This is a genomic window from Ewingella americana ATCC 33852, from assembly GCF_000735345.1.
GTDB classification, from domain to species: Bacteria; Pseudomonadota; Gammaproteobacteria; order Enterobacterales; family Enterobacteriaceae; genus Ewingella; species Ewingella americana.
This window is the reverse complement of record NZ_JMPJ01000025.1, coordinates 17,477-33,171: the sequence shown is the minus strand read 5'-3', so window position 1 is coordinate 33,171 and position 15,695 is coordinate 17,477. Positions and strand designations below refer to the sequence as shown.

Sequence of the window (15,695 nt, the reverse complement as noted above, 5' to 3'; positions counted from 1 at the left end):
AAATAAAAGCTAAAATCATGACCCAGATCAAACAAAACCCGCGCCCTGACTGGGCTAGAAAGACGTTTTAAGCGCAATTTCCTGCCCGATTTCCACTAAAAAATGTGTTTCATACCCTCCTCCGTGCATTTCATTCCTCTACCAAGGCATCTCATGCCTGAAACCGATCGCTGGGCGGCGAAAGATTTATCATACAAACAGTTTAATTGACTTTATTTCGCTCGGGAGAACCCACTATGAGTGACAAATCTGGAATGCAGAACGACAACCGCACACGCTGGCTAACGCTGTTCGGCACCATCATTACCCAATTTGCTCTTGGCTCTGTTTATACGTGGAGTTTGTTTAACGGGCAGCTTTCGCAAAAACTGGATGAACCTATCAGCCGCGTGGCTTTCTCCTTCGGCCTATTAAGCCTTGGTCTGGCGATTGCTTCTTCTGTCGCGGGCAAGCTGCAAGATAAGTTCGGCGTGAAGAAAGTCACCATGGCGGCAGGCGTGGTGATGGCGATTGGTTTCGCACTCACCTCCCAGTCCAATAACCTGATCATGCTGTATCTCAGCGCGGGTGTGTTGGTCGGGCTGGCGGACGGCGCGGGCTATCTGATGACCCTGTCGAACTGCGTGAAGTGGTTCCCGGAGCGTAAAGGGGTGATTTCAGCCTGTGCCATCGGCGCTTACGGCCTCGGCAGCCTAGGTTTCAAATTCATCTGCGGCCACCTACTCAGCATTTATTCACTGGAAAGCACCTTTATTATCTGGGGACTGCTGGCGATGAGCATGATAATCATCGGCGGCCTGATGATGACAGACGCGCCTAAGCAGGCGCCTCAGACCATCAACTGTAATGAAGACAACCTGACCAGCAGCCGCGACTTCACGCTGCCAGAAGCCGTGCGCATGCCTCAATACTGGATGCTGGCGATGATGTTCCTCACTTCTTGCATGAGCGGCCTGTACGTTATCGGCGTAGCGAAAGATATCGGCGAAGGTCTGGTGCATCTCAACGCGGCCACCGCCGCCAACGCCGTGACCGTAATTGCTATTGCGAACCTCAGCGGCCGCCTGATCCTTGGCGTCTTGTCAGACAAGATGGCGCGCATTCGAGTGATTTCCATGGCACAGGTCATCTCACTGGTGGGCATGAGCATCCTGCTGTTCTCCAACATGAATGAAACGCTGTTCTTTATCTCCGTAGCCTGCGTGGCCTTCAGCTTCGGCGGCACCATCACCGTCTACCCATCGCTGGTGAGTGACTTCTTCGGGCTGAACAACCTGACCAAAAACTACGGTTTGCTGTACCTCGGCTTCGGCATCGGCAGCGTCATGGGTTCACTCATCGCCTCCCTGTTCGGCGGCTTCTTGGTAACCTTCAGCTTCATCGCTGTACTTTTAGTGCTCTCTTTGGTGCTTTCTGCCACAATTCGCCTTCCGAACAAAGCCGAACAAGGGCATAATGCGCTCCAGCACGTGTAGCACAGTTCTTACATGCAGTTAAAATGATGAACGGGAGCATAAATCGCTCCCGTTTCTTATTGTTGCAACTGTTATGACTAGAAGCTGGCTGCACCTTTAAGGATCTCGCATTAACCGGACAGCTTTACATGAACCGCATCACCCTGATTATCATCTCCCTGTTTATCGGCACCCTGAGTTTCAATCTCGCCGCGGCACAGCCAACAAACGCGAAAGATGTTGCTTCCGAACTCAGCCGCAAAGCTAAAGAAGGCGGCCGCCCGCACTGCACGACAGTTGAAGCAAGCGCTTACAACAAGCTGTCAGCACAGACTGATTACCTGAATTAATCCCTTTCTGAATTCGGCGACAACGCCCCTCAGCCAGCAAAAGCACGGGGCAGGTCAAAGAAATGCCGTCTATTCATCCGCTTTTTGTATGGGTTTGCTATCATGAATTTGCGAAATGAATATTAATTCGCGAGTTCAGTAGGACTTTGGCACGGGTACCACGCCAAAGCTCGATAGACACCGGGGCCACTTTCCCCGTCTCATGGAGGGAGTTATGAAAGCAACAGTATTCTGGCTGACGATGGCTGGCGGTTCGATGGCAATAGGTTATGTGATGGCCATGCTGATGGAATTGCTGTAGTTCGTCTCACGCATCGCGTTAATCGTTCGAGTAACGCTGGATTTTACAACTCCTGCCCTAACCTTACCGAGCGATGACAAAACCATACAGAGCGTTTGATACCTTAGAGCCATCAAGATGTTGTGTGATGTCCCTGTGTAGAAAACCCCTGTAGAACCCTGTTATTTTGCCCGCTTCGTGCGGGCTTTTTTTTATCTGTTTTTTGCCCAAACCAAGGCCAGCATCGATTTTCAGGCACAAAAAAACCGCATCCATGTGCGGTTGTGATTTCACCTAAGAGTCGAACGCCAAGAAGGCGGCAAGAACGTGAGTGAAATTGAGTGCCGGTTACTTTCCCGGCCGTCATATTGTGGCGCAAGCGTCCATCGAACACTCCAACATTGCGCAGTCTGAGCAAAACTGTTTCACAACAGAAAAATCGACTTTGCCTATTTCCGGCAATTTCCTAGAAACCCAATTTATTTAAAAAATAGCGCGTCGTTAGGATAATTCGTAAATCGTCTTTTCTTTTGGTAAACGTTACTTTTATTGAATGAACAGTAAATAATAATTTTAATTTTTTCACTCTGCTCCAGAGAGCAATAAACCTCGATTTTCATCGAGGTTTATTTGTATCGTTGTAACGCTGTCTTAATTATTTTCCTGTCTGCTCCGGGTCTGGCCCATCATCGCTATTGCAGGTTAAAACCATTATGACAGACGATTGTTACAGTACGACTACGTTGCCAGCTGAAGGGCCTTTCATACCATTTTCAATGGTAAATTCAACGTTTTGGCCTTCATCCAGGGTTTTGAAATCGTTGCTCTGGATTGCAGAGAAGTGAACGAACACGTCTTTGCTACCGTCTGCAGGGCTGATAAAACCAAAACCTTTACCAGCGTCAAACCATTTTACTAAACCAGTCATTTTATTAGACATAAGAAATACCTTCTTGAATTTTATTTTTTAGATGCCATAGGGCAATGAGGGTCTGTTTTTATTATGAGTTACTTATGGGGGCACTAGAGAAGAAAATTCGTCGGAGAAGAGATTTGCTATATCACTTGAACTAGGAACTGCTTTACTAAAATGTCTTACATAAATAGGTCTTAACGACAAACCGTTGACGCTATTTACACATAGATAACTTTTAGACGCAAGCTTTATTTCAGATTAACTTTATTTAGCTGCTTTTTATTCTTCAGCGATATATACCGCCAGACGGCTAATTGCCAAAAATAAATCAAGCGTTTTCACCCGCGCTTTACCTTATCTCAGCCTCTGGTATTTTTAGTAATACTCTATTTTTGTGCTCTCGGGGTCATCGAGTCTTTTCGGCAAAGGCTTGTCCTTCTCGGCCGCCTTACTGGTTATCTTACAGTCAGTTGCGTTGAAATGGTCATCGTACTCGCAGCGCGTAATGACCTCGCCGAGCAGCACATCTTTGACTCGAGTTTCGATGGTGTTATTGCGTTTTTTCTCTTCGGATTCGGTCGCTTTAATGATGGCGACAAAAGGCCCGGTGGGCGTCGGTTGGGAAATTTTCGACGGGAATCCCGAGGCGTCATACTCAAAATAACTGTTTTTCCCGGCGTCTTTCTCATTGATAGCGGCAGTGACAAAGCCTTTATCATTGCTTTCATAGCGCGTGTCGTCAGCAAGATTTCTCTCAGGTAAGCAGTTGTCTTTTAATGCATAACGCTTCTGCTTGTCGCCCCGATTGACCAGAAAGTCGCCCTCTTTGAGCAGATCCACATCCAGCCCCATCAGCGGAGCCACCACTTTCAGCTCGGTAAAACAGCCCGCCGCCGTTAGCGCCCCCTGAAACAGCGAACTGACTTTGCCCTGCTCGTCATGCTGCTGTTGCAGGAAGCTTTTAACTTTGCCGCGAATCGGCTCGAAGCCAAAAATATTGGAGTAGCTGGCAAAAATCGGGTTTACCGGCTCAGGGCTGGCTTGCGTATCACATCCATAAAGGAACAGCGTGGATAACGTCAGGGCGGCGACATTCTTCATGTAAAATTCTCGATTAAGGATTGAGGTTCAAACCAACACGATCATTATGCAGGCGCCCATGGACCTATCGCACTGCGTTATCACAAAACCAGCCGAATAAAATTATTGTTTTAGCCTGCGCTGGCGACGCATTTCTGCCGACGCTCATCGACCCGTTTGGCAAACCACGCCGTGGTGAGCTTACGGGTAATTTTCGGGCTTTCTAGCTGAATACCCGGCAGCATCTCGCGAGGTAAGCGCTTACCCACTGTTTTATCGGCCAGCGCGAACACCTGCTTATAGAGGGAGGTCTGCTCAAACTCCGGCAAGTCGCCCTTCTCCAAGGCGCGGCGAATAGCAGAATTACTCATTCCCAGCCGTTTGCCAAGTACACGCACGGCAAGCTCGGTAGAACCGGGTTTGTCGGTGCCGTAATTGATCACATCGCCGTCGAGCGCCAGCGGAATGCCGGACGTGCGGCTCACCGCGCTCTGGAAGGCTGCATTGCGGCTGGCGTACCAACCGGCGTTGAAGTCCGCGAAGCGATAGAGCATCTGGCTGTAGTTGGCCGGATAGCCCAACAGGTGCAGCGTGCCGAAGTAGATCCCGCCACGGCGGCTAAACACCTCGTGGCGAATGGTCCCGTCGATTGGGTACGGATAGCCCTTGGCGTGGGCTTCGGCAAAGGCAATGCTCACCTGCATTGGCCCTCCGGTGTGTACCGGATTGAGATTGCCAAACAGCTTCTGTCCCATCGGCACCATGCTGATGAAATCATCGAAAATCGCGCTCAGCTCTTTCTCGCTGCGCACTTTATCCAGCCGCTCGCTGTAGGATTTGCCATTTGGCGACTTAATCAGCAGCGCGGTGTGGACCAGAAAATTGGGCACATGCACCGCGTCAGCGCGCCTATCTATCTCTTTCCACGCAATTTTTCCCAGCCCCGGCACCGGCGCATCGACGCTAAAATTCGACTCTTGCTGCGCCACCGCCAGCACCGAGCAGATGTTCTCGGTGGTTGGCGCAATGTTCTGCGCACTAAAAGCCGCCGTGATATCCGTCGCCCAGCCCTGCCGGTCTGGCACGCTGGATGGCATCAATCGAACTATCTGCGCTTTGGTGTCCGCCGGGCGGCTTACTGCCGTCTCCGAGGGCTTCTTGGTGCTACAGCCCGCCAGAACCAGCAAGGCCGTGAGTGAAAGCCAGTACTTACTTTTACGTCGGATCATAGTTTCCCTGTTGATCATCGCGTTATCCCGCCGAGGGAGGCATTCAAACCCTTTCCCCACTGGCAGGAATGCACAACGCAATACGCGTTGCAGAAGTTATAGTCTATGTTTGTAGGTTGGAATGTTTCAAATAAGGAAGAAAATTTCAATGCACACGTCATCTCTCCCTCTGGCATCTCGTCAGGACAACGCCCTGCGCTTTCTGCTGCTGCCCTTCATTATGTTGGCTCTGATCTTGGCCCTTAGCGGCTGTGGCGATAAAGAACCCGCGCAGCGCAAAGCTTTCATCGACTTCCTCCAGACCCGAATTCTCAACCTGCAAACCATCGCCGTGCCGCAGCTGACGGAGAAAGAGCGCAAGGATTTCGGCAAGTACAGCGATGACTATGGACTGATCACTGATTTCCACAGCCAGATGAATGAAGAAATGAACGGATCGCTGGGGCCGGTGTTTGCCAGCCTGAATGAAACCGTGACGGTGGACAAGCTGCTGGAGAAACGCGATGAGCTGCAAAAAATGGCTGAAAGCAGCAAAAACTGGCGGGAGAAATTGGTGGTGCTGCGCAAACAGGCGGACACCCGCCACGCCGCGCTGAAACAGCCGGATGATTTGAAAAAGGTGTATGACCAAGCTTACGAGAAAGTGGTGGTGCAGCCTAGCGCCGTTGCCGAGCAGGCTTTCACTTTGCTGCCTAAGGTGCTGACTCTGGTGGTCGCCAAAGCTGATTTCATCAAGGCGCAGGGCAAAAATGTCACTATTTCGGGCAATCGCCTGCAATTTGATAAACAGGCCACCCTCGACAAATACAATGCCATTCAGCAGCAACTGGTGCCGCTGAATGCCGAGCTAATTAAGCTCAGCGCCGAAATGCAGAAAATGGTGCATTAATCGCGCACCCGGCCGGTTGCAGCCCAAGGCGGTTTTTTTTGGCCGCCCAATTTTGTTAAGGTGTGCGCCACTACTTTGAAGGAGAGCACCATGAGCGACGATATTCAGTCAAAACGTATTGACCAACTTGAGCGCGTAAACCGCGAATTGCTGGTTCAGATTTCTGCCATGCGCATTCTGTTCGGCGTTGCGGGTAGCGTCATTAACCAAGAGAGTGAAAATGCCTTCACCATCGCGGTTAATGAGACGATCGACGCGGGCAAAGCCGAGCTTGCCAACACGCCTGACCTTGACGACGCGTCGAAGAAGTTCCGCGACGACGTGTTCAAATGCGCACAATCTCTGCTTCCGGGCACCAAAGCCTAAGCCATTGCGATGCATAAAAAAACGTCAGGCTGCTTGGCTGCTGGCCTGACGTTTTAATGATTAATCGCGGCAATTCCCGGTGATACTGTCTTTACCGTGGGCACAAACATCCGACGAGCTAGGGATCAATCCCCACAAACGGCTATCCGCCACGCACCCCGTCAACATCATCGCTCCTACCAGCAACAACAACGCTTTTCTTGCCTGAATCCTACGCCAACTGAACATCACTCAATTCTCAAAGTGAAAAATGATAAAACTTCACGTCCACGGACATGCGAGGAAAAGCCGCCGGAAGCGCTGAAACATCGATTTCAGCAAAGCCTTTTTTCTCATAGAAACGATGTGCGGCGAGAAATTTCTCAGTAGTACCGAGATAAATATCCCGCAGCTTCTGCGTTCGCGCGTGGTCCAGCAGAGCCTCAAGTAAGCGACTCGCCACCCCATATTCGCTGCCCCGCCACGGCTTGGCTACAAACATTTTTCTCAGCGCCGCCTGCTGCTGGCCAATATCCTTCAGGCTAATGCAGCCGACAACCTCATCTTCAACCTTCGCGACCCAAAAATCCCCGTGACCTTGCTGGTAAAAGCCGGGAATGTCGCTTAAATCGGGCTGTTGTTCGGCAGTGATCGTCACGCCGAACTCTTGATTCTGAATCGGTAAAATAAGCGCGGTGACCGCCGGAGAATCCTCCGGTTCGAACCGCGCTATCGTCACTTTGCTCTCTGCCGCCATCTCTCCCCCGTCATTTAACTCACTGCCCTGTAAGCAGTTTATGCAGAATGAGAAAAAAAGCAGGAAGGAAATGTGCAAAAAGCGGCTATTTACGCAAAATTTTCTGTAGCCGCGCCTGCTCCCAGCGACCAAACCAGCCGCGCAGGACAAATACTCGCAAACCGCGGACCACCATCAGCCCGCCCCAAATACCCACCGGCCACCAGAACCAATTGTATTCGGGCGAGGTCACGCGGCAAATGACAATCAGCAGAACGCTGACCAGCAGATAAATAATCATGCCTCGGTAAAAGCGACTTTCACTGCGCACTTGATGACGCGCGGCTTCGATATTCAGGTCCAGCGCGTTGTCGGGCGAACTCGCAGCCCCCTGCTCACCCACCAGATCGGCCACTTTAATATCAAAAGCGGCGGCCAGCGCGCCCAGCGTCTCCAGACTGGCCTGCTCGCCATTCTCAATACGCTGAATGGTGCGCACGCTGAGGCTAGTCAGCTCGGCCAACTGCTCCTGCGACCAAGCGCGGGAGAGTCTCAATTGCTTAATACGGTTCTGATTCATCATTTCACCTTTAGAAAATGCAGGACACCGCAACAGCATGCCGCCGGGCGCTAAAAAGCAACACGACAGAAGCCCGACAGCGACCTGACAGCAAGGTGACATCAGGGCGCAAGCGGGCTGACGCTTAATTATGGCGTATCCAGATTCTCTTGTGCCAGTGGTTTCACTGGCTCAGGTTTAATGCGCATCGCGACAATGACGCCAATCACCAGACAGGCGATACCGGCTAGGGTCATCAGCGGCGGCCACTGGTGGCGCAGCAGGAAGGCGTAGCCCAGACCGGCCAGAATTTCGAACACGATCAGCGGCCCGAGCAGCACGGTTGGCAGGCGCTGGCTGGCTTCGTTCCAGCACAGTGCGCCGACCCACGAGCAGAAGACGCCAATGGCGATCATCAGGCCGATAAACACCCAAGGGCGCGGGCCGAACGGCAGCGCGATGCCCGAGTTGCTAAACGAGAGCTGGGCGCAGACCAGCAGGAACGCCAGCGTCGCCAGAGGCAAAGTCACGACGCCCTGTGCCGCAGACCAAGTGATCGGCGACTTGTCTGGGTTTTCGCGCAACCAGCGGGCATTGCGCAGTGGGAACCACGTCCAGCAGGCCAGCGCGGCTAAGGCCATGGCGATACCCGTGCCGTAGCGCCACGCGTCAAACGGCTCGGTGTTGCCCTTCAGCTCGGCCACGTTAACCAGCCCCAGACCGAGCGCGATCACCAGCAGAGCCGGAGTGAGTTTGCGCCACGACAGCTTGCCTTCCTTCTGACCATAAAACAGGTTGGCCGAGACCGACAGCACCACCGGCAGCGTGCCGATAATCATGGTAGAAATCGGCGAGCCGGTGCGCTGAATGGCGCTGGCGAGGAAGAAGTAATAGATAAGGTTGCCAATCACCGTCTGCTTCAGCGCTTCAATCCAGTCGGCGCGCGACAGGTCGCGCAGCGCGTCACGTTTGATCCACGCCACCACCAACGCAATCGCGCCAAACGCCACATAACGGCCCGTCGACTGCATTGACGCCGGATAGTCCGGCACAATCATCGGCCCAACAAAAATCAGTCCCCACATTAAACCCGAAGCCAGGGCGAACAAGACGCCTTTTAACATTTTTAACCTCTAGAAAACATTTACATGTCCTCAGGGTAGAGAGAGGCGTGGGCACTGTATTGTAGGAAATTGCGCACTTGGCGCGCAGAGATGAAGCGAGGAAGTGGCGCGCTGGCGGGCTATTTACCGGCCGCGACCTGCTTTTGATAGCGCACCGGGGTCGAGCCATAACGGTTGGAGAAGGCGCGGGTCAGGTGTGCCTGATCGGTCAGGCCGACGCTAAAGGCGACTTGTGCCGCAGGCAGGCCGAAACTCAGCATGCGCTTGGCTTCGTTGAGGCGAATAGCCATCAGCATCTGGTGCGGCGTGACGTGCATCTGCTGTTTGAATTTACGCAGAAAGTGGTACGGGCTGAGGCTAACCAGCGACGCCAGCTCATCCAAAGTGATGTTGTTGGCGAAGTTTTCCCGCAGGTAATCAGTCACCCGGTCAAAACGGTGGGCTGCTTCAGAGCGCAGCCGACGCCCAACGTGAGAGTGCGGGCGCAGCAGGTCGGTCACCGCCAGCATCAGGCCGTCGCGGGCCAGCGGGTCGTCGGTTTCCCACAGCCCGGACAGCAGTTGCGACAGCTGGCGCGCGGCGCGCGGGTCGTGGCGCACGGCGTCGGTGAACCAGCGAGCGCGTTCGCCGGACAGCGCTTCAAACATCTGCGGCTCAATGTAAATCATGCGATAGAGCCAGCCGCCTTCGGTTTCCGACTGGCCGGTGTGGATTTCATCAGGATTCATCATCACCAGCGAACCCGCCGACGCCAGATGCTCGGCCCCGCGATAACGGAAACGCTCGGCGCCGTGTTCAATCGCGCCAATGCCAAAAGCCTCGTGGGAGTGAGGCTCAAAAGCGTAGCGGTCAATGTGCGCGTGATACAGCTCCACGCCGGGAAGTTGCGGCAAGGTCTTAAACTGCGCGCAGTCCTTGTCGTAGGGGAAAAGCTCCGGTACGCCCTGCATCGTTTTGCCCTCCTCTATCAGACTGGCGGTTAAGTGAGTCCAATAAGGATAGCATTTTTAAATTCAGAGCGGATTCATCCGCCGATTAATCGTGGTGACGGAAATCAGCTCTGCAATGCTGCTCACATTGAGTTTTTGCAGCACGCTTTTCTTCTGCGCACTGGTGGTTTTCGGGCTGCGATTGAGGATTTGGCTGATCTCGTTATTTGATTTGCCCTGAAGCAGCAGGCTTATCACCTTGCGCTCGCGATCGCTGATGCGATGAGTCAGGCTGTGCGGGCTAGCCTGCTCGCCTCTTATCCCCTGAACGCGGGAAGCCGGTAGCCAGACGTGGCCCATGGCGGCCGACTCCATAGCGCACATTAAGCTTGCCAGCGGCGCGGTTTTGCGCACAAATCCGCAGGCCCCGGCCTGAATGCAGGCATTCACATAATGTTTTAATTCCTGTCCGGTAAAGACAATAATATTCACCGGCCAGTCTGCGGCTAATAGATGATATAACACCTGAAGGCCATTAAGTTTCGGCAGGGCAATATCCAGAATAACCCAATTTGGTTTGAGTTCTTCGGCCATTAATAATGCCTGAGCACCGTCTTCGGCTTCACCAACAATATGACAACCCTGCTCTATAAGAAATGAGGCCGTGCCAAACCTGACCAACGGGTGGTTATCAACCAGTAATACGCGTTTATTCATGATTTCTACTTTTCGTCCTTAAATTAATTCGCTCATTTCATCCATGACTTAGCATTTCAGCCGGAAATAATGTGTAGCCATATTCAATGGCTTCCAGCGCTAAGGATATTTTTCTGACATCCATCGGCATCTTTATAAAGGCATCCAGCGCCAGCGGAGTAGTCCGCCCCTTGCCCGTCTTGGCCATGCGCCACGAGCAGCCAATAATGTAGAGTTCGGGGAGTTGCCCTCTCACCTGTTCAATAAAGTCGTTTAGATGACCTTTATAAAGATCACAGTTGATGATCAAAATATCCGGCAGCTCTTTTTGCAGCGTGGTTATTGCCTCGCTAAAATCATTCAGAGTGATCACCTGATGTTTCTTCACGTCAGCAATAAAATAGATTTTCGACAATGTATGACTGACATTTTCGATAGCGACTATTTTCTTCATGATAATTCCTTATCGTTACGCATTGATTAACCTTACGCTATTTGCGGGAATCCCTCCCGCTAATTGCGCAAAGTTTGGTCAATATAATCCTTATCCTACAAGCTGGTCAGACGCGCTATTTCTCCGTCTTAGCAGCATCAGCCAATAGTTGGTTGAAATGGGTTAATTGCGCGATCACCACCTTCGCCTCGCGCTCTATCTGTGGCATATCGCGGGGGGCAGCGCGGCACTGTTTTTCCAACTGTACGCAGGCTGTCGTTAGCTCGCTGGCCGCCACAATTCGCGCGCCACCGGAAATTTTGTGTGCCAATTCAGCCAGTTGACCGGCATCCTGCTGCTGCAATGCCTGTTGTAGCAGCTGTAAATCTTCTCGCCCGCTGCGCAGAAGCTCGGTGATTAGCTGAGAGGCTAAACGCGGATCGCCGCCGGTAAGCTTGTCGATTGACTGAATAAAGTCGGCGGCCTCAGGCTGGGGTTCTGCGCCACCAAGTGGAGTAATAGGCCGCAGCCAGTCGCTGAGATCTTTCAGCGTGCTGGGCTTAAACAGGCAGCCGTTCATGCCCGCTTGCAGGCAGCGCTCGGTCTCCTCAGCCAGCGCATTGGCGGTGAAACCAAGGATCATGCAGGGTTCAGCGCCCTGTTGCTGCTCGGCGGCGCGCACCGCCTGCGCAAACTGGTAGCCATTCATGCGCGGCATGTTGCAGTCGGTGATCACCACGTCAAAACGCGGCCCCTGCTGCCAGCTTTCCAGCCCGCTGACCCCGTCCTCGGCTTCTGTCACCCGATGGCCAAGATAACCCAGCTGCTTGGTGAGCAGCAGGCGATTGGCGCGGTAGTCGTCAATCACCAGAATACGCAGCGGCTGGCCGTTTTCCGCCGGAGCTTCGTCAAGCTCGACAGCCGCGTGATCCATACCCGACGACAGACGCTGCACCTGCACCCGCGCCGTCACCTTGGTTCCCAGCCCCGGCTGGCTCTCGATATCAATCGACCCGCCCATTTTCTCACACAGGGTTTTGCTGATAACCAGCCCCAGCCCAGTGCCTTGGCGCACGCGCGGGGCGTGATCGCCCACCTGCATAAATGGCGCGAACAGCTTTTGCAAATCGTCCGCCGCGATACCAATGCCGGAGTCGCGCACTTCCGCCACGATTTCGCAGTTCTCGCCGTCGGCCAGCGGCTCTACCGCCACCGTCACCACCACGCTGCCCACCGCCGTGAACTTGATGGCGTTACCAATCAGATTGGAGAGGATCTGCTTGTAGCGCAGCGGGTCTATGCTGACGTCGCAGTCGCTGTCGTCGTTGAGCCTCAGCACCAGCGTTAAGCCTTTTTGCAGCGCCAGCCCGTTAAACACGCGGATCACCGACTCGGTAATCGCCCGCAGGTTGGCGGGTTCCAGATTCAGCTCCAGCTTGCCCGACTCGATGCGAGCAATGTCCAGAATGTCGCCCACCAGCTCGACCAAGCCGTTGGCGGAGTTAAAGGCGACGTCCAGCGCCTGCCGGTCTACTTTCTGCTCCTCGGCGGCTTTGATCGACATCTCCAGCATGCCGATAATGGCGTTCAGCGGGGTGCGGATCTCATGGCTCATGGTGGACAGGAAACTGGTTTTTGCCCGGTTCGCCTCTTCGGCCTGATCTTTTGCCAGATTTAGCTCGCTAAGCAATTTCTTGCGCAGCGCCAGCTGGTCATTCAGGGCTTTCTGCGCCCGCTCTTTCAGCTTCACCTGCCTGCGCAGCCAGCTGGCCCAGAAGAATGACACCAGCAGCAGCGCCAGCGCGAAGGCCACGGCGGTGACGATCGCGGTGCGATTTTCGCGCCAGAAGTTGTCCGCCGCCACCATGTTGTTTGGTCGCCACAGGTTGCCAATGACGTCCAGCTCGTCCGGCGGAATGCTCAGCAGCACTTTGTCGAGGATCGACAGCAGCGTCGGGTCGCTGGTCGGCACGGCGAAGGAGAGGTAGGCCGGCGCACTGCCGATGGTCGAGGTGATGCGCAGGCTGTTGCGATAGAAACGCGCTATCTGGTATTCCGAGTTCACCAGCGTATTGAGCGCCGCGTCGGCCTGCCCTTTTTGCAGCATAGACAGCACGTCGGTGGCGTTGTCAGCCATCACCAGCTGAATCTGCGGGTAGAGATTGCGGATCTTCTCAATCATGCCGGTGCCTTCAATCACCGCCAGCCGCTTGCCCTGCATCTCGCTCAGACTGGTCGGCGGCAGCGGCTGATTTGGCCCGCCGTTTTGCTGGCGCACCACCATCACAAAGGCGTTGGTCATGTACGGGCGGGTGAACATCAGCTGCTGCTTGCGGTCGCTGCTCGGGGTCAGCGCGCCAATCATGTCCGCCTCGCCGTCGCTGACCATCTGCTTAAGCTGGTTCACATTGCTGGCTTCGCGGATTTCAAAACTCAGCCCGGTACGCAGGCGAATCTGCGCCAGCACGTCAATGGTGATGCCGCGATAATTGCCGTCATCATCAATAAAGGTCATCGGCGCATAGCCATCAATCACCGCCACGCGCACCAATGGGTGACGCGCGACCCACGCCTTCTCTTCATCACTGAGCTGGAAAATCTGCTGGCTGAGCAGCATCGAGCTGCGACCAATGTGCCAGCGCTGCAAAATACTCAGCTGCTCCTCGGTGCTCACCGCCGCCAGCGTTTTGTTGATGATGTCCTGCAACTGCGCGTCATCTTTAGCGGTGGCAAAAGAGAAGGTTTTTGGCGGGAAGTCGGCGAATTTCAGCACCCGCATATTGTTGAGGAAGTTCTTGCTGATGGGGTATAAGTCGCCAAGGTAGACGTCGGCGCGGCCAAAGGCCACGGCCCCCACGGCTTCCTGATAGTTCGGGTAGATTTTCAGCCGGGCTTGCGGATACTGCGCCCTGACCCACTCTTCAGGCAGGAAACCCTCGGCCATGGTCAAGGTGCGCCCGGCCAGATAGTGGCCCATCGCACGCTTCTCATTGGCCTGCGTCACCAGCACCGACTGCTCGCTGGCGTAGGGTTCCGACAGCAGAATGTTGCCCTCATGCTGGTCAAACTGGGTGGCGCTGCTCAGCAGGTCAATTTCATGATTTTGCAGTGCTTTAATTGCCAAAGCGCGCGACGGGAAGGTTTGCACTTCCACTTTCACCCGCAGCATCTCTTCAATCAGCCCGACGTAATCGGCGGTAATGCCTTCGAATTCGGCTTTATTGTTAATGATGTCAAAAGGCGGGTATTGCGGGTTAGACACCCCAAGCTTGAGCACCTTTTTCTGCCCCAGCCAAGCGTCTTGCTCTGGAGTGAGCAGCGTGGTGGGCATCACCGCGTGCTGCGGCGAACGGCTGAGTAATTGCAGCGGCTGGGCATTCTCCGCCGCTGGCGCAGAGGTTTCATCAAACACCAATAGCAGCCCCAATGCACAGAGCATCAGCACGCTTTTATTGAGGAAGGAGCGTAAAAAATGCTTCAGGGGCTGCATCAGTTATTCAACCAGCGCGTGGCGTTTGGCGATTTCAATCAGGTCCACCAGCGTGGTGGCCTGAAGTTTGTGCAGCAGGCGCGTCTTGTAGGTGCTGATGGTCTTGTTGCTCAGCATCAGCTCGTCGGCAATTTGTATGTTGCTCCAGCCTTTCGCCAGATAAATCAGCACCATCATTTCGCGGTCAGACAGGCTGGCCAACTGGGCCACTTCATCCCGCTGACGGCTGTCCGCCGGGCGGTTGATCAATTGGTCGTGAGGAAAATAGCTATAGCCCGCGCGGATAGCTTTGATGGCGTCGAGCAGGTCACTCAACTCTTCGGTCTTGGTGATGAACCCAGACGCCCCGGCCTGACGGCAGCGGGCAGAAAAAGAGGCGGCGGATTGCGAGGTCAGCACCAGCACTTTGACGTGGAAATCCAGCAGGCGCAGGCGGCCAATCACCTCTAGCCCGTCAAGTTTAGGGATGGAAATATCAAGGATCACAATGTCTGGGCGCAGGCTTTTCGCCAACTGCACGGCGTCCAGACCATTTCCCGTTTCGCCCACGACCTCAATGTCGCCACGCTGCAACAGCATCCCCACAGCCAGCCTGACTACCGGGTGGTCATCGACTACTAAGGCTTTATACATAGGATCCTCAATGTTTTTATCCGCTTAACGCAGTTTTATTGTTTCAAGCATAGTTCGGAAAGTGCAGAGTTCCTATGTTCTTAACTGAGTAAAATCCTAGGACTGCACGCGCAGGGAGAGGGATTTTGCAGGTAAAGATTCCTGTTGAATAGACAGATGGGTCTTGAAAGCTTGTAGGACGCGTCCGATCGTCAAGGGCTGCGCGCGGGACAAGGCTTGAAACCTGCCGCTCTGGGGTCCAAAATATAACCTGTGTCCTGTGAAAATTCCGTCCGGCCAATTTATGAAAACACCCAAACCACGTCGCCCTCACGGACGATGGACTTACTACATTCTGCACGAAGACATCTTGTGGCCTTGCCCGGTCCGTTGGGAGTGGGAAAGTGGCTACGGCGGCTGGCTGCCCTTTTATTATTCGCCAACTTTTGAGTTTGTCGCGGGCGACCCGGACAAAGCGCTGAAAATCGTCAAAGGCAAAGCCAAGCCTGTTCGCAACTCTGTAATATAACCGCGCCCCCTCGCCAATCACTGCTAAGCTTAAACCAACCGGTT

The 15,695-nt window shown here is 53.9% G+C and carries 16 protein-coding genes; 5 read left to right on the top strand and 11 right to left on the bottom strand.

Going from position 1 to position 15,695, the window contains the following annotated elements:
* Positions 1-236: 236 nt before the first annotated feature.
* Positions 237-1,475 (top strand): L-lactate MFS transporter, encoded by a 1,239-nt coding sequence (locus tag GEAM_RS03120; RefSeq protein ID WP_034788114.1) that lies wholly within the window; start codon positions 237-239, stop codon positions 1,473-1,475.
* 128 nt (positions 1,476-1,603) lie between these two features.
* Positions 1,604-1,804, top strand: a complete 201-nt coding sequence (locus GEAM_RS03115; RefSeq protein ID WP_034788113.1) for a hypothetical protein — start codon at positions 1,604-1,606, stop codon at positions 1,802-1,804.
* A gap of 1,007 nt (positions 1,805-2,811) precedes the next feature.
* Here the strand turns inward: GEAM_RS03115 and cspE are convergent.
* The 3 genes from cspE to GEAM_RS03095 all read right to left on the bottom strand — a co-directional run bounded on the left by cspE (position 2,812) and on the right by GEAM_RS03095 (position 5,309).
* Positions 2,812-3,024, bottom strand: a complete 213-nt coding sequence (gene cspE, locus GEAM_RS03105; protein ID WP_034788110.1) for a transcription antiterminator/RNA stability regulator CspE — start codon at positions 3,022-3,024, stop codon at positions 2,812-2,814.
* Between the two features lie 351 nt (positions 3,025-3,375).
* Positions 3,376-4,101 carry a YnfC family lipoprotein gene (locus GEAM_RS22335; RefSeq protein ID WP_051899393.1) on the bottom strand — a complete coding sequence of 242 codons (726 nt, stop codon included), beginning with the start codon at positions 4,099-4,101 and terminating at the stop codon, positions 3,376-3,378.
* A 110-nt stretch (positions 4,102-4,211) separates the two neighbouring features.
* Entirely contained in the window at positions 4,212-5,309 is a 1,098-nt protein-coding gene (locus tag GEAM_RS03095) for a DUF1615 domain-containing protein (protein WP_034788107.1), read from the bottom strand.
* A gap of 148 nt (positions 5,310-5,457) precedes the next feature.
* On the opposite strand from GEAM_RS03095, the gene GEAM_RS03090 reads away from it, so the two are divergent.
* Positions 5,458-6,198, top strand: coding sequence for a DUF3053 domain-containing protein (locus tag GEAM_RS03090; RefSeq protein WP_051899392.1), 741 nt, complete (start codon positions 5,458-5,460; stop codon positions 6,196-6,198).
* Positions 6,199-6,288: 90 nt separating this feature from the next.
* Complete coding sequence (locus tag GEAM_RS03085) at positions 6,289-6,564, top strand: hypothetical protein (RefSeq protein ID WP_051899391.1); 276 nt, start codon at positions 6,289-6,291, stop codon at positions 6,562-6,564.
* A gap of 238 nt (positions 6,565-6,802) precedes the next feature.
* On the opposite strand, the gene GEAM_RS03080 is transcribed toward GEAM_RS03085, so the two are convergent.
* The 8 genes from GEAM_RS03080 to GEAM_RS03045 form a co-directional block, all read right to left on the bottom strand.
* Entirely contained in the window at positions 6,803-7,300 is a 498-nt protein-coding gene (locus GEAM_RS03080) for a GNAT family N-acetyltransferase (protein ID WP_034788103.1), read from the bottom strand.
* Between the two features lie 85 nt (positions 7,301-7,385).
* Positions 7,386-7,862, bottom strand: coding sequence for a 2TM domain-containing protein (locus tag GEAM_RS03075; RefSeq protein WP_034788100.1), 477 nt, complete (start codon positions 7,860-7,862; stop codon positions 7,386-7,388).
* A 125-nt stretch (positions 7,863-7,987) separates the two neighbouring features.
* Positions 7,988-8,962 (bottom strand): DMT family transporter, encoded by a 975-nt coding sequence (locus GEAM_RS03070; RefSeq protein WP_034788097.1) that lies wholly within the window; start codon positions 8,960-8,962, stop codon positions 7,988-7,990.
* Between the two features lie 119 nt (positions 8,963-9,081).
* Complete coding sequence (locus GEAM_RS03065) at positions 9,082-9,912, bottom strand: AraC family transcriptional regulator (RefSeq protein WP_034788093.1); 831 nt, start codon at positions 9,910-9,912, stop codon at positions 9,082-9,084.
* 63 nt (positions 9,913-9,975) lie between these two features.
* Complete coding sequence (locus GEAM_RS03060; RefSeq protein ID WP_051899390.1) at positions 9,976-10,608, bottom strand: response regulator transcription factor; 633 nt, start codon at positions 10,606-10,608, stop codon at positions 9,976-9,978.
* A gap of 37 nt (positions 10,609-10,645) precedes the next feature.
* Positions 10,646-11,041, bottom strand: a complete 396-nt coding sequence (locus GEAM_RS03055) for a hypothetical protein (protein ID WP_034788090.1) — start codon at positions 11,039-11,041, stop codon at positions 10,646-10,648.
* A 115-nt stretch (positions 11,042-11,156) separates the two neighbouring features.
* Positions 11,157-14,510 (bottom strand): transporter substrate-binding domain-containing protein, encoded by a 3,354-nt coding sequence (locus tag GEAM_RS03050; protein ID WP_051899389.1) that lies wholly within the window; start codon positions 14,508-14,510, stop codon positions 11,157-11,159.
* Between the two features lie 3 nt (positions 14,511-14,513).
* On the bottom strand, positions 14,514-15,143 hold the full coding sequence (locus tag GEAM_RS03045; protein ID WP_034788087.1) for a response regulator transcription factor: 630 nt from the start codon (positions 15,141-15,143) through the stop codon (positions 14,514-14,516).
* Positions 15,144-15,426: 283 nt separating this feature from the next.
* Between GEAM_RS03045 and GEAM_RS03040 the strand changes: the two genes are divergently transcribed.
* Positions 15,427-15,651: a hypothetical protein gene (locus GEAM_RS03040; RefSeq protein ID WP_034788084.1), complete on the top strand. Its 225-nt coding sequence runs from the start codon at positions 15,427-15,429 to the stop codon at positions 15,649-15,651.
* Positions 15,652-15,695: the final 44 nt, after the last annotated feature.

Excerpts from the sequence above, each read along its gene's own strand:
- GEAM_RS03055 (WP_034788090.1), bottom strand. The coding sequence starts at position 11,041 with ATGAAGAAAATAGTCGCTATCGAAAATGTCAGTCATACATTGTCGAAA.
- GEAM_RS03040 (WP_034788084.1), top strand. The coding sequence starts at position 15,427 with ATGAAAACACCCAAACCACGTCGCCCTCACGGACGATGGACTTACTAC.
- GEAM_RS03065 (WP_034788093.1), bottom strand. The coding sequence starts at position 9,912 with ATGCAGGGCGTACCGGAGCTTTTCCCCTACGACAAGGACTGCGCGCAG.
- GEAM_RS03075 (WP_034788100.1), bottom strand. The coding sequence starts at position 7,862 with ATGATGAATCAGAACCGTATTAAGCAATTGAGACTCTCCCGCGCTTGG.
- GEAM_RS03080 (WP_034788103.1), bottom strand. The coding sequence starts at position 7,300 with ATGGCGGCAGAGAGCAAAGTGACGATAGCGCGGTTCGAACCGGAGGAT.
- GEAM_RS03050 (WP_051899389.1), bottom strand. The coding sequence starts at position 14,510 with ATGCAGCCCCTGAAGCATTTTTTACGCTCCTTCCTCAATAAAAGCGTG.
- GEAM_RS22335 (WP_051899393.1), bottom strand. The coding sequence starts at position 4,101 with ATGAAGAATGTCGCCGCCCTGACGTTATCCACGCTGTTCCTTTATGGA.
- GEAM_RS03045 (WP_034788087.1), bottom strand. The coding sequence starts at position 15,143 with ATGTATAAAGCCTTAGTAGTCGATGACCACCCGGTAGTCAGGCTGGCT.
- cspE (WP_034788110.1), bottom strand. The coding sequence starts at position 3,024 with ATGTCTAATAAAATGACTGGTTTAGTAAAATGGTTTGACGCTGGTAAA.
- GEAM_RS03090 (WP_051899392.1), top strand. The coding sequence starts at position 5,458 with ATGCACACGTCATCTCTCCCTCTGGCATCTCGTCAGGACAACGCCCTG.
- GEAM_RS03070 (WP_034788097.1), bottom strand. The coding sequence starts at position 8,962 with ATGTTAAAAGGCGTCTTGTTCGCCCTGGCTTCGGGTTTAATGTGGGGA.
- GEAM_RS03120 (WP_034788114.1), top strand. The coding sequence starts at position 237 with ATGAGTGACAAATCTGGAATGCAGAACGACAACCGCACACGCTGGCTA.
- GEAM_RS03060 (WP_051899390.1), bottom strand. The coding sequence starts at position 10,608 with ATGAATAAACGCGTATTACTGGTTGATAACCACCCGTTGGTCAGGTTT.
- GEAM_RS03085 (WP_051899391.1), top strand. The coding sequence starts at position 6,289 with ATGAGCGACGATATTCAGTCAAAACGTATTGACCAACTTGAGCGCGTA.
- GEAM_RS03095 (WP_034788107.1), bottom strand. The coding sequence starts at position 5,309 with ATGATCCGACGTAAAAGTAAGTACTGGCTTTCACTCACGGCCTTGCTG.
- GEAM_RS03115 (WP_034788113.1), top strand. The coding sequence starts at position 1,604 with ATGAACCGCATCACCCTGATTATCATCTCCCTGTTTATCGGCACCCTG.